This is a genomic window from Dialister hominis (assembly GCF_007164725.1).
Taxonomy (GTDB): domain Bacteria; phylum Bacillota; class Negativicutes; order Veillonellales; family Dialisteraceae; genus Dialister; species Dialister hominis.
Genome location: NZ_AP019697.1, coordinates 470773 through 483431, shown reverse-complemented (window position 1 = coordinate 483431; position 12659 = coordinate 470773). Strand labels below are relative to the sequence as shown.

General features: G+C 51.9%; 10 protein-coding genes. 5 read left to right on the top strand and 5 right to left on the bottom strand.

Features of this window, described 5'->3' with window-relative positions:
* The first annotated feature begins 115 nt into the window (after positions 1 to 115).
* The gene (locus Dia5BBH33_RS02235) at positions 116 to 526 is read left to right on the top strand and encodes a hypothetical protein (protein ID WP_143332296.1); all 411 of its coding nucleotides are present in this window, start codon (positions 116 to 118) and stop codon (positions 524 to 526) included.
* A complete protein-coding gene (locus Dia5BBH33_RS02230) occupies positions 481 to 1119 on the top strand; it encodes an alpha/beta hydrolase (protein WP_108849978.1) in 639 nt (212 codons plus the stop codon). Before Dia5BBH33_RS02235 ends, Dia5BBH33_RS02230 begins: the two co-directional genes overlap by 46 nt.
* Positions 1120 to 1182: 63 nt before the next feature.
* On the opposite strand, the gene Dia5BBH33_RS02225 is transcribed toward Dia5BBH33_RS02230, so the two are convergent.
* Together Dia5BBH33_RS02225 and typA are read right to left on the bottom strand one after the other, a co-directional pair.
* Positions 1183 to 2055 (bottom strand): YihY/virulence factor BrkB family protein, encoded by an 873-nt coding sequence (locus Dia5BBH33_RS02225; RefSeq protein ID WP_108849979.1) that lies wholly within the window; start codon positions 2053 to 2055, stop codon positions 1183 to 1185.
* A gap of 183 nt (positions 2056 to 2238) precedes the next feature.
* On the bottom strand, positions 2239 to 4059 hold the full coding sequence (gene typA, locus Dia5BBH33_RS02220) for a translational GTPase TypA (protein WP_143332295.1): 1821 nt from the start codon (positions 4057 to 4059) through the stop codon (positions 2239 to 2241).
* Positions 4060 to 4347: 288 nt separating this feature from the next.
* Here typA and Dia5BBH33_RS02215 point away from each other — a divergent pair, with 288 nt between their 5' ends.
* The 3 genes from Dia5BBH33_RS02215 to Dia5BBH33_RS02205 all read left to right on the top strand — a co-directional run bounded on the left by Dia5BBH33_RS02215 (position 4348) and on the right by Dia5BBH33_RS02205 (position 6980).
* Entirely contained in the window at positions 4348 to 4965 is a 618-nt protein-coding gene (locus tag Dia5BBH33_RS02215) for a GTP pyrophosphokinase (protein ID WP_143332294.1), read from the top strand.
* Positions 4966 to 5026: 61 nt separating this feature from the next.
* The gene (locus Dia5BBH33_RS02210) at positions 5027 to 5701 is read left to right on the top strand and encodes a response regulator transcription factor (protein ID WP_022381555.1); all 675 of its coding nucleotides are present in this window, start codon (positions 5027 to 5029) and stop codon (positions 5699 to 5701) included.
* A 1-nt stretch (position 5702) separates the two neighbouring features.
* Positions 5703 to 6980, top strand: a complete 1278-nt coding sequence (locus Dia5BBH33_RS02205; RefSeq protein ID WP_022381554.1) for a sensor histidine kinase — start codon at positions 5703 to 5705, stop codon at positions 6978 to 6980.
* Between the two features lie 73 nt (positions 6981 to 7053).
* Here Dia5BBH33_RS02205 and Dia5BBH33_RS02200 read toward each other — a convergent pair whose 3' ends face one another.
* The 3 genes from Dia5BBH33_RS02200 to Dia5BBH33_RS02190 all read right to left on the bottom strand — a co-directional run bounded on the left by Dia5BBH33_RS02200 (position 7054) and on the right by Dia5BBH33_RS02190 (position 12597).
* On the bottom strand, positions 7054 to 10797 hold the full coding sequence (locus tag Dia5BBH33_RS02200) for a phosphoribosylformylglycinamidine synthase (RefSeq protein WP_143332293.1): 3744 nt from the start codon (positions 10795 to 10797) through the stop codon (positions 7054 to 7056).
* Positions 10798 to 10996: 199 nt separating this feature from the next.
* Positions 10997 to 11812, bottom strand: a complete 816-nt coding sequence (locus Dia5BBH33_RS02195) for a hypothetical protein (RefSeq protein WP_143332292.1) — start codon at positions 11810 to 11812, stop codon at positions 10997 to 10999.
* Positions 11809 to 12597 carry a hypothetical protein gene (locus Dia5BBH33_RS02190; RefSeq protein WP_022381551.1) on the bottom strand — a complete coding sequence of 263 codons (789 nt, stop codon included), beginning with the start codon at positions 12595 to 12597 and terminating at the stop codon, positions 11809 to 11811. Before Dia5BBH33_RS02190 ends, Dia5BBH33_RS02195 begins: the two co-directional genes overlap by 4 nt.
* Positions 12598 to 12659 lie beyond the last annotated feature (62 nt).

Sequence of the window (12659 nt, the reverse complement as noted above, 5' to 3'; positions counted from 1 at the left end):
TTACATTTTGGAGTAGATAATGCTCTTTTTCAATGCCAATTTTATATGTTATTATTTTTATCCCACAAAAAAGCGTGAAGAACCCAAATTATAAAAGCAGGTCAAGGAGGATTTTATGAACAGGAAACTTTCACGTCTTGCCGCTGCCGGCATTATGGGCTTTGCCCTTTTCACAGGAAGCTTCTCCGCTTCTGCCGCGCCTGCCTGGTCGCTGCCTGAATCGGGCCTTCAGATGGACAATGCTTCCAATCAGGCCTATATCTATAAGGAAATGTATGCCAGCTTCCACCCTGCCAAGGATGCAAAGCCTGTCAGCCATCCCTTTGAAGTACCGGATGACTGGACCTACACAAGATTTGATATGGGCAGTTTCTACATGGAAAAACTGGTGAATCCCAAGGGCTCGCCGAACAGGACCGTTCTCCAGCTTCATGGCGGCGGATACACCACGCCCCTCCATGCTGAATACAGAAGGATCGCATGCGTCAGTCTGTCCTTTCCAATGCGAGGGACACCTACATGGTAGACTACCGGATTGCGCCGAGGTATCCGTATCCGGCTGCACTGGATGATGCCTTCACGGCGTATCAGTCACTCCTCAAAGGCGGCTGCGATCCCAAGAGCATCATCGTCTTTGGCGATTCTGCCGGAGGAAACCTTGCCCTGGCTCTTTCGCTGAAGCTGAAGGATGAAAAGCTTCCCCAGCCCGGACTCCTTATCCTTGACTCCCCGTGGACGACGATGGAAACGATTTCTCCATCGAGACAGGGCAGCGTGAAAAAAGATCTGATCCTTGGCGAAATCAATCCAAACATGTTCTACGAAATCAATCATCCATCCTACGCCAAAGGCGCAAAGCTGGATGACCCTTACCTGTCCCCTCTTTACGGCGATCTCACGGGCCTTCCTCCCATGCTGATCCAGACCGGCGGATACGAAGTATTTCTGGATGAAGGCATGAAGCTTGCTGAGAAAGCCGCTTCTGACGATGTCAAAGTGACGCTCACCGTCTATCCCTACATGTCCCACGACTTCCCCTTCTGCGTCCCTGAGATACAGGACAGTGTCGATGCCTTTGAAGAAATGCAGAGCTTCATCAACCTGAACATGAAACCCTGATTTCCATGATAGAAACGAAAAAGATGTGACCGGTTTCGATCACATCTTTTTTACTGCCATTTTTTATTCACTTTTTATGATTTCGTCCAGATCATGTCGTCTTGCTGTTTCATCCCATGCCATGATGAATTCACCGCCTGTGATGATTGTCATGGCTGTCAGGTGGAACCAGATGAAGAGGACGATCAAGCCGATCAGGGAGCCGTACGTGATGCCCATGGATGATACATGAAGGATGTAGTACCCGTAAGCGGCTGTCAGTCCCAAGAGTACGACTGTCACGATGAAGGATGCCGCAATGATGCGTTTCCACTCGCTTCTCCTTCCTGCCGGCGCGAACTGATAGAAGCCTGCCAGAGAAAAGGTGAAGATTACGAACGGGATGCCGAACTTGGCCATCGTCCACATTTCAAGAAATACATCCGCCACATTGAAGTAGTAGGCAATCGCATAGACGACTGCGTTTCCGAAAACGATAAGACCAAGGGAAAGGATCATCGCAAATGAGATGAGCATCGTGAAGATGAGTGACTTGATTTTGACTTTGATATAAGACTGCTTGTCCCTGTCTCCATAGAAGGCGCAGTCCATGGACCGGATCAGCGTCGTGACCCCCTGGGAGGCTGTCCACAAGGCGGTAGCAAGACCGACAACCAGCCAGATGGAGCTTCTTGCCTGCAGGATACGGTTGATGTTGGCCTGCAGCGTGACAGCGACCTGCTGAGGTAAGTAATGGACTGCCTTTGTAATAAGGTCGACCTGCGGTGCCGCGAAGAAAAGCATGGCGTTCACGAAGAAGATCATGAAAGGAATCAGTCCCAGTATGAAGTAGTATGTACTTTCTGCCGCCAGCGCTGTGACATTATCGTCATTGAAACGATTGATCATGCGCTTCAGAAAATACACCGCTGTAGAGTCAGTGATTTTCTCTTCCATGGCACTCTCCTTCCGCCGTCCGTCCGGCCTTTATGAAATCCTAACTTATTATACATGAAATTGACACTCTTGGAACAGACGGAAAAGATATTCGGAATGAATTTCAATCATTCAAAGGTCTGCCGAAGTCTCAATGACATAAAAATATCCGCGTCTTGATGGCGCGGATATTTCATTCAGCAATTACTGCTGGCTTTTTTTAACGTTTGCGTCCTTATAACGAGCCTGGCGGGAAAGAACCATCTTTCTCATGCGGATGCTCTTTGGTGTCACTTCGACGAGTTCGTCGTCGTTGATCCATTCGAGAGCGCCTTCCAGAGTGAACTTGCGGCATGGCGGCAGCTTGATGGCATCATCGGAGCCGGATGCACGGGTGTTGGTCAGATGTTTCTTCTTGCACGGGTTGACGTCCATGTCCTGGTCGCGGGCATTTTCGCCGACGATCATGCCTTCATAAACTTCTACGCCCGGTTCAAGGAAGAGTTCGCCTCTGTCGAGAACGGAGTTCAGGCCGTAAGCGGTCGTCGTGCCGGATTCGAATGCGACGAGGGAACCCTTTGTTCTTTCCGGAATATCGCCCTTGTATGGAGCATAGCCCTGGAATACGTGGTACATGATGCCTGTGCCTCTGGTGGTGGTCAGCAGTTCATTTCTGAAGCCTATGAGGCCGCGGGCCGGAATGGAGAATTCCATTCTCATGTAGCCGGCGATTTCTTCCATGGAAATCATTTCTGCTCTTCTCGGTCCAAGACCTTCCATAACGGCACCCATGAATTCCTGCGGAACTTCAATTGTCAGACGTTCGAGTGGTTCGCACTTCTTGCCGTTGATTTCCTTGTAAATAACCTGCGGCTTGGAAACTTCGAGTTCAAAGCCCTCACGGCGCATGGTTTCAATCAGGACGGACAGGTGAAGTTCGCCGCGGCCGGATACCTTGAATGCGTCGGATGTATCAGTGTCTTCTACGCGGAGAGCCACGTTGGTCTCGATTTCCTTGTAGAGTCTTGCACGGATGTGGCGGGAGGTGACGAAGTCGCCTTCTCTGCCTGCGAACGGACTCTTGTTGACATGGAATACCATGGACAGGGTCGGTTCGTCGATATGGATAGCCGGAAGAGCTTCCGGATTAGCTGCGTCAGCAACGGTTTCGCCGATGTTGATGTCTTTGAAGCCGGCCATAGCAATGATGTCGCCCATCTTAGCTTCGGTGACCGGTGTACGTTTCATTCCCTGCCAGTTGAAGAGAGCGCCGATGTGGTCGGTGCGGATCTTTTCACCGTCAGTGATGGCAACGGTCATGCCCTGCTTAGCTGTACCGCGGGTAATACGGCCGATAGCGACTTTGCCGAGGTAGTCGTCAGCTTCAAGGGTGGTGACCATGACCTGCAGTCCGCCGTCAGCATCGCCTTCCGGGCATGGGCAGTACTTCAGGATGGTATCGAAGAGAGGAGTGAGATCCTTTCCTTCATCATTCATATGGAGTTTTGCAATGCCGCTTCTTGCGGATGCATAAACGAGCGGGAAATCAAGCTGTTCGTCAGTAGCGTCGAGTTCCATGAACAGTTCAAGGATTTCGCCTTCTACATCGCTGATACGCTGATCCGGACGGTCAATCTTATTGATGACAACGATCGGTTTCAGTTTATGTTCAAGGGCCTTGCGCAGTACGTACTTCGTCTGCGGCATCGGGCCTTCGTGTGCGTCTACCAGAAGAAGAACGCCGTCAACCATGTTGAGGATACGTTCTACTTCGCCGCCGAAATCGGCATGCCCTGGGGTGTCGACGATATTGATTTTTACACCGTCATGCATCACAGATGTGTTCTTGGCGAGGATGGTGATTCCTCTTTCTCTTTCCAGAGGATTCGAGTCCATGACACGTTCAGCCACTTTCTGGTTGTCTCTGAAAATATGGCTCTGCTTCAGCATGGCATCTACGAGAGTCGTTTTACCATGGTCGACATGCGCGATAATGGCAATGTTACGAATACCTTCTCTTTTCATTTCTTTCCTTTTCCCCCTCGGGTACTACTTCTAAAAACAACGGCTCCTGCACAAATCCGCAGGACTGCCTGTCTTTATATACGCTTATACTAGAAATACAATTAATTTTACCATATTATCGCAAATTTGAAAAGTCCGCATAGTATAAAGAAACCGTATTCCCATTCATTTTTTCTTAGATTTTTCCGGCTTTTCGGAAACTTCAACAAGTTATAAATTATTAGCCGTTTTCCTCGCCCGCCCTCATTCCGTGATATAATAAAGGATATACTATTTCAGGAGGCATACATGGCTGAATCAATTTATGGAAAACACAAAGAGGTACTTCCCGCCGTCCTCAAGCACCTCGTATCCCAGATAGAAAACTACAACGAAACAAAGAGAAAAGAAACAGGCGAGCCTGCTTACGAGCACCTCATCTACCGCATCAAATCAGAAGACAGCATGCGGGAGAAATGCCAGAGAAAGGGCCTTCCGCCCGTGCCGAAGTCTGCGCTCTATGATATCCATGACGCAATCGGCATCCGCATCGTCTGCTGCTTTTTGAATGACATTTACGACAATATCAAATTCATCGAATCCATTCCCGGAGCCAAAGTCATCGTCGGCAAGGACTACATCAAAAGCGCCAAGCCGAACGGCTACAGGAGCTTCCACATGATTCTCCGCATGGACGTGCCCTTTGAGGACGTCCTGGGACAGAATCCGGGCCAGTACTTTGCAGAAATCCAGCTGCGCACGATTGCCATGGATTCCTGGGCAAGTCTGGAACATCAGATGAAGTACAAGAAAGATATCAAGAATCCGGAAATGATCGTCCGCGAGCTGAAGCGCTGCGCTGACGAGCTTGCTTCCTGCGACCTCTCCATGCAGACGATCAGGAACCTTATCCGTGATGAACACTAAGCGGTGCGTCCGCGGGCTGTCCGCGCCTGGGACGCATCCTTTTTCATAAGGGAGTGATTGTATGAGACTTCTTCTTGCAGAAGATGAAAGGGACATGTCCAACGTTCTTACCACAATCCTGAAGCACAGCGGCTATGAAGTCGACCTTGCCGAGAACGGACAGGAAGCGCTGGACCTTTCCATGAAAAACAATTATGACTGCATGGTCATGGACATCATGATGCCCGTGATGGACGGCCTGACAGCCTTGAAAATCCTTCGCAGCAAGGGGGACGTGACGCCTGTCATACTCCTTACGGCAAAGTCTGAAATCGACGACCGCATTTCCGGCCTTGATTCAGGCGCTGATGACTATCTGACAAAGCCGTTTTCCGTCGGCGAGCTCCTCGCCCGCATCCGCTCGCTCACGCGCCGCGGACAGGACATGTCGCCATCCAAACTCAATGTAGGCTCCACTTCCCTTGATTCGGAAGAACAGGAACTGTCCTGCCATAATTCCATCCGCCTTTCCGGCAAGGAAACGAAGCTCATGAAGCTCCTCATGCTGAATCCGCTGAAGGGTCTGGATACGAAATTCATTTTCGACAAAATCTGGAGCAAGGAAGAGGATGTCGATGAAAGCGTCGTATGGATTTACATTTCCTACCTCCGCGGCAAGCTCCTTGCCGTCATGTCGGATCTGCAGATCGATGGAGAGGAAGGCGGTTCATTCACTCTGATGCCAAGGAGGGATTAGCATGAACCTCATCAAACGGCTCCGCCGCCAGTTCATCCTACTGGCAACGGTCGCTGTCCTCATCATCGTGATCGGGGCTCTGGGCCTCATCAATACGCTTGGTTATGCGGCCATGCGCTCGCACGTCATTGATACGATGACAGCCATCACGCAGAACGGCGGCACGCTTCCCTCAAGGATTCATGAGAACGATACCACCTCTGCCGGCTGGCTCCCGATTCCCGGTGCCAATTCCCCGGCAGATACTCCTGAATTTGCTTACCAGACACGTTACTTCTCCATTCATCTTGATTCGGAGAACAGGATGACTTCCGTCAATGTGAAGAACATCGTCGCCTTCTCTGAGGACCAGGCCATCGCCTTTTCCAAGACAGCGCTCCAGTCTCCATCTGCGACCGGCTTCATGCAGAAGAACAAGGCGCGTTACGGTTTCATGAAGACGGAATATCCTGACGGCAGCAAGCTCATCGTCGTCATGGACTGCACGAGAGACTTTGCCGATTTCCATACCTTCCTCAGCTATTCCATCTGGTTCGGCTTCTTCTGCATCCTTCTCTATGTCGCTATCTTCGCGTTCCTTTCCAACAAGGCCATCGCGCCCTTCGTGCATAACCTGGAAGCACAGAAACGGTTCATCACGAACGCCAGCCATGAGCTGAAGACTCCTCTTGCCATCATTTCCGTCAATGCAGAAGCGATTGAAATGATGAATGGCAAGAATGACTGGACAGAGGGCATCTTAAAACAGGTGCGCCACCTCTCCAACCTTATCAATCACCTCATCCTTCTTTCCAAGGCAAGTGAAATGAGCCGCCTGCAGCTCAAGATAGAGCCGCTTGATGTGAAGAAACTCCTTTCCGCGGCGGCCAGTGAATTCGACCTCCTTGTAAAAGACGGCGGCAAGAAACTCGCCGTCTCCTGCCCGGAAGGACTGAAAGGCATGAGCGACTGGAAGTGCATGAACGAACTCATCCATATCTTCCTCGACAATGCCGTCAAGTACTGCGACAAGGGCGGCACCATCTCCGTCTCGGCAGCGGGCACGAAGAAGAATGTCACCGTCTCCGTCACGAACGATTACAAGGAAGGCGAGGGCGTCGACTACTCCCGTTTCTTTGAAAGGTTCTACCGGAACGATGAATCCCATAACAGCGAAAAGGCAGGCTACGGTATCGGCCTTTCCATCGCAGGAGAACTATCCTCCCTGCTGCAGGCTCCCCTTTCCGTATCGTACAAGGATGGAAAAATCACCTTCTCCATAACGATGAAGGCTGGTTGAGACACATTATAGAAAAATCCCGAAGGCACATGCCCTCGGGATTTTTATTATGCAGTTAGTGCTGTTTCAAGAATCAGCCTTTGAAGTACTTCACGCCGGATTCGAAGAGCGGCTGCGCTTTGTTGCCGGAGATGTTCTTGGCAATGTTGGCGCCGCTTCTTTCTGTATGGCCCATCTTGCCCAGGACTCTTCCATCCGGGCTGGTGATGCCTTCGACGGCCCAGGAGGAACCGTTCGGGTTGAAGCTGCTGTCGTAAGTCGGATTTCCTTCAAGGTCCGTGTACTGGGTAGCAATCTGGCCGTTAGCGGCAAGAGCCTTGATCTGTTCATCGGATGCGATGAAGCGGCCTTCGCCGTGGCTGATAGCGATGCTGTAGAGGTCGCCCGGCTTGCAGAGAGAAAGCCACGGGGACTTGGTGGAAACGACCTTGGTCGTTACGAAACGGGACAGGTGGCGTCCGATCGTGTTGAATGTCAGTGTCGGTGCTGTATCTGTCAGCGGCTTGAATTCACCGTAAGGAACGAGTCCCAGCTTGATCAGAGCCTGGAAGCCGTTGCAGATGCCAAGAGCCAGTCCGTCACGGGTGTGGAGGAGCTGCTCCATGGCTTCCTTGAGCTTTTCGTTGCGGAATACGGCAGCAATGAACTTGCCGCTGCCGTCCGGTTCGTCGCCGGCAGAGAAGCCGCCTGGGAACATGACAATCTGCGCATGGCTGATGCGTTCTGCCATTTCATCGACAGAAGCCTTGAGTTCAGCGGAATCCCTGTTCCTGAAGATGAAAATATCGGAAACAGCGCCTGCTCTTTCGAAAGCTCTTGCGCTGTCGACTTCGCAGTTATTGCCAGGCATGGTCGGGATGAAGACTCTCGGTCTTGCTACATTGGTATGTACGTAGAAATCCGGGATTTCCTTTGTTTCTTCAATGACAGGATCTGCCTTATCGATATTTTCAGCGCGTCTTGGGAAGATCGGGTCCAGTGTGCCTTCGTAAGCCTTGAGGAGTTCATCCAGTGTGACTTCCTCGCCCAGAAGCTTCATGGAATCTCCGCCGACGGTACCGAGGATCTTCGTGTGCAACTGTTTTGCATATTCAGCAGCCAGTTCCGGTGTCGTTTCGACAACGATAGCGCCGTAGAAGTTTGCGAAATACTTCGGAAGCGGCAGCTTGCTGTCAAAGGTCACGCCGAGGCGGTTGCCGAATGCCATCTTTGCAATCGTCACAGCGACTCCGCCGTGATCGACAGCCTTCATGGCAGCGATATGGCCCTTCCTGACTTCTTCATAGAGGAAATCAGCATGAGCCTTGAATACGTCGAGGAGAGGCATGCCTTCAGCATCCTTCGGCTGGCCGAAGAGAATCAGCGTGTCCCCTTCCTTCTTCAGTTCCTGGCTGACAGCTTCAGAAGCTTTGCCCGGAGCGATAGCGAAGGATACGAGTGTCGGAGGAACGTGGAGGTCATTGAAGGTACCGCTCATGGAGTCCTTGCCGCCGATAGCACCAAGACCAAGAGCCATCTGGGCATGGAATGCGCCCAGGAGAGCGGCAGCCGGCTTGCCCCAGCTGTTCTTGTCCGTCAGTTTTTCGAAATATTCCTGCAGCGTGAGGTATGCCTGTCTCCAGTCAGCACCCATGGATACAAGGCGTGCGACGGAAAGGAGGACTGCATAGACAGCACCATGGAACGGGCTCCATGTAGCAAGATCGGGATCGAAGCCGTGCGCCATGAAGCTTGCTGCATCGGTTTCACCCTTTCTGACCGGGAACTTGGCAACCATGCCGTCGGTCGGTGTCTTCTGGTACTTGCCGCCAAACGGCATCAGGACGGTAGCAGCTCCGACAGTGGAGTCAAAACGTTCAGAAAGGCCCTGCTGCGAGCAGTTGTTGAGGTCCTTCATGCCTTCAAGCCAGGTTTCCCTGATGGATTTGATCTGCGGCACGCCGAAGAAGCCTTCGTCTGCCGGTTTCTTGATATAAGCTTCTTTGATCTGCTGAGCGCCGTTCGTATCGAGGAAGGCTCTGGAAATGTCGACGATCGTATCGCCTCTCCACTTCATGACAAGTCTCTTCGTATCGGTGACATCAGCAATAATGGTAGCTTCGAGATTTTCTTCTGCTGCGAACTTGATGAACTGCTCAGCGTCTTCGCTTCTGACGACGACAGCCATTCTTTCCTGGGATTCGGAAATAGCAAGCTCTGTTCCGTCAAGGCCTTCATACTTCTTCGGTACCTTGTCGAGATCGATATCAAGGCCGTCAGTCAGTTCGCCTACAGCGACGGATACGCCGCCTGCGCCGAAATCGTTGCAGCGTTTGATGAGGCGCGTAACTTCGCCGCGTCTGAAGAGGCACTGGATCTTTCTTTCAGTCAGAGGATTGCCCTTCTGTACTTCTGCGCCGCAGGTTTCAATGGATTCGGTATTGAGTTCCTTTGAAGAACCGGTAGCACCGCCCATGCCGTCACGGCCCGTACGGCCGCCGACAAGGATGACGACATCGCCCGGCTCCGGACGGAGACGGATGACATGGTCTTCCGGAGCTGCTGCAACAACAGCGCCGATTTCCATTCTCTTGGCAATGAATCCCGGATGGTAGTATTCCTGGACCTGTCCGGTAGCAAGGCCGATCTGATTGCCGTAAGAGCTGTAGCCCTTGGCAGCTTCCAGAGTAATCTTTCTCTGCGGGAGCTTGCCTGGCAGTGTATCGGAAAGAGGAGCTCTCGGGTCGCCTGCGCCGGTGACTCTCATAGCCTGATATACATAGGAACGGCCGGAAAGCGGATCGCGGATACAGCCGCCAAGGCAGGTAGCTGCGCCGCCGAATGGTTCGATTTCGGTCGGATGGTTGTGCGTTTCATTCTTGAAGAGGAGCAGCCAGTCTTCGATTCCTGCTTCTGTCTCGATTTTCACTTTGATGGTGCATGCATTGATTTCCTCGGACTGATCGAGGTTTTCCAGCTTGCCTTCCTTGCGGAGCGCTTTGACAGCAGCCGTTGCCATATCCATCAGTGTGACAGGACGCTTGGTGTCCTTGCCGTAAATGGTGATGCGTGTTTCTTTATATTCATCAAGAGCGCGTTCGATCGGAGCCGTGAATTTGCCTTCTTCCACGCCGATATCGGTCAGGCTTGTGGAGAATGTCGTATGACGGCAGTGATCGGACCAGTACGTATCGAGTACGCGGATTTCAGTGACAGTCGGATCTCTCTTTTCTTCATCACGGAAGTAGTCACGGATCATGACGAGATCGTCATGGCTCATGGCAAGTCCCATGGATGCGATGAGTTCGTCAAGGCCCTTGTCGTCGAGGCCTGTCAGCCCTTCAACGGTAGGAACCGGTTTCGGATCTTCAATCGGCAGATCGAGCGTCTTGGCTGGTTCAAGGCTTGCTTCCCTGGATTCGACCGGGTTCACGAGGAACTTCACGATCTTTTCACGGTCGCCTTCAATGAAATCGCCATTGAATGTATAAACGAGTGCGCAGCGTACGCGTGCGCCGTCTTTGCCGGTAACGATGGCAAGGCACTGTTCAGCGGAATCTGCTCTCTGGTCATACTGGCCTGGCAGGAATTCTACGCCGATGACAAGGTCTCCCTTCGGGAGCGCTTCCTCTACGGAATCGACCGGAGGTTCAGAGAAGACAGTTGCGACAGCCTTTTCATAATCCTCTTCAGTCAGCCCGTCCACATCGTAGCGGTGGTACACGGCGGTTTCCGCAAGACGGTTTCCCAGTACTTCATTCAGCTGGGAAGTGAGGCTTTCCTCACCCTGGCGGAATCCTTCTTTCTTGCGTACATATAAACGTCTGATAGCAGACAAAGTTCAACACTCCTTCCAATAAATCCGCAAAATATTGCGGCGACGGACAATGCGTCAATTCCGAAAATCACAATCCTATCTTACCACAAAAACAAAACCTGCTCCACAAAATAGGCATAGGAAACAGCCTGTTTTTTACCGAATTGGAATAGTCAAAAATGGTCAAAAAAGGCGGAAGCCGATACGGCCTCCGTCCTTCTTATTGTGCTTTCTGTGTGATCTGCTCCTGTTCCTTCTGTTCGTCAGCTTCACTTTCCCCTGCTTCGGGATCCTTTTCAAGATCCATTTCCTGACGGCCGAGGATGACACTGATATCCGCGTAGCCGCCTGCGCCAAGAAGATCTTCCTTAGCGGCTGCCTTGGCCAGATCATCGATGGCATAGACAAGGATGTCCTTGCCTTCATCCGGAGCAAGAAGCATCATGACTTCAAGTCCGTTTTCACCCAGGAAGAAATAGGAACGCGCATACATCGGCATCAAAAGCCCCTGCGCATCATAAACGATACGGCCGCCTGCCGTATACACGTACGCTTCGCCGGCATCCAGGCGGCGGAACGGTTCAATGTCCGAAATCTCGACTTTGACATCTTCCTTTGCGACCTGCCCGAGTGCATTGACGGCAAGGTTCAGAAGCGTCTTGTCGATTCCCTTCCTGAGCTGCGAGGACGGGTTCATGAGAGCGCGGTTGAGCTGAGCAAGCCCCCTCCATTCCGTTACAGTCGGATTCAGCCTGAAATACGGATGCATGGCATCAGCCACTTCAGGAGGAAGCGTCGTGCGGATGATATAGCCGGAGTAGAACTTCTGGCTTCTTTTCAGCGTAATCTGCAGCTGCCCCATCTTGTAAGGAACTTCAGCGCCATTGAATTCCATGGTCTGCTCACCCGGAATGGCCATGTACTTGAAGCTCTTCGGCAGCGTCTTTTCCGCCAGCGTATTCATATCATACGCCATGGCGCCTGTGGAAGCTGCGATTGTCAAAAGCGCGGCCAGGGCCGCTGTCTTCCATTTCATTGGCTGCTCCTTTCCATCCGGTAGAACCCATAGAGAAGCGGATCGCCGAGCTGATCAGCCGCTACATGGCTTCCGTTGATAATAACGAGGTAGTACTTGTTTCCCTGCTTGAAAACAGAGCTTTCCACCCACAGCGGGAAGGAAAGGCCGTTTGGCATCGTCATGATGATCTTGGCATCCTGTCCCCAGCGGTACTCCCCGTCTTCCTGCTTGTAAGCGCGCCACGGGCTGACAGTCAGGACCTTCACCTTGTTGGCTCCGCCCTTCTTGTCCTTCAACACTTCATCGACGACATTCTGGAATTCCTTCAGCTGGATCTTAGGCATACCAAAGAGTGTCGAAGGACGCTTGGCATCTTCGCGGAAGGCATCACTCCAGAATTTCTCAGCTCTCCGGTTTCCTTCATGGAAAAATACCTCAGGCGTTCCGGAAAGGACGACGACGATTGCCGTATAGACGCCGCGGACATCCCGCTTCCGGAGCTGGTAAAGCTCCATGCTTTCATACGGGTACGGAGGCTTCTCCGGATACACATTCATTCCCGGAGGCACCGTCATGAGCGTCCACATGGCAGCATTGGACGTCTTGCCATATCCTTTTCTTTCAGCGCCCTTCTTCAGGAAATTCTGGATGTCAGTCCCGTTGCCGTTCTGTACAGTAACCGCATTCCCCAGAGGAATCTTTCCCAGCCCGTCAATCACAAGATCATCCGCCCTGGCTCCGGCCGCGCCCCCTAAGACAAGCGCAGCAGAAAGAGCCAGACGGATTATATATTTACGCAGCATAATGGCTCCTTTATCAATACAATTACAGCCTTTCTCTCTATTTTAGAGAAATACGGGAGATT

Bases quoted from the DNA above. Each gene is read 5' to 3' on its own strand.
- typA (WP_143332295.1), bottom strand. From the start codon at position 4,059: ATGAAAAGAGAAGGTATTCGTAACATTGCCATTATCGCGCATGTCGAC.
- Dia5BBH33_RS02225 (WP_108849979.1), bottom strand. From the start codon at position 2,055: ATGGAAGAGAAAATCACTGACTCTACAGCGGTGTATTTTCTGAAGCGC.
- Dia5BBH33_RS02190 (WP_022381551.1), bottom strand. From the start codon at position 12,597: ATGCTGCGTAAATATATAATCCGTCTGGCTCTTTCTGCTGCGCTTGTC.
- Dia5BBH33_RS02205 (WP_022381554.1), top strand. From the start codon at position 5,703: ATGAACCTCATCAAACGGCTCCGCCGCCAGTTCATCCTACTGGCAACG.
- Dia5BBH33_RS02215 (WP_143332294.1), top strand. From the start codon at position 4,348: ATGGCTGAATCAATTTATGGAAAACACAAAGAGGTACTTCCCGCCGTC.
- Dia5BBH33_RS02195 (WP_143332292.1), bottom strand. From the start codon at position 11,812: ATGAAATGGAAGACAGCGGCCCTGGCCGCGCTTTTGACAATCGCAGCT.
- Dia5BBH33_RS02210 (WP_022381555.1), top strand. From the start codon at position 5,027: ATGAGACTTCTTCTTGCAGAAGATGAAAGGGACATGTCCAACGTTCTT.
- Dia5BBH33_RS02230 (WP_108849978.1), top strand. From the start codon at position 481: ATGCGTCAGTCTGTCCTTTCCAATGCGAGGGACACCTACATGGTAGAC.
- Dia5BBH33_RS02235 (WP_143332296.1), top strand. From the start codon at position 116: ATGAACAGGAAACTTTCACGTCTTGCCGCTGCCGGCATTATGGGCTTT.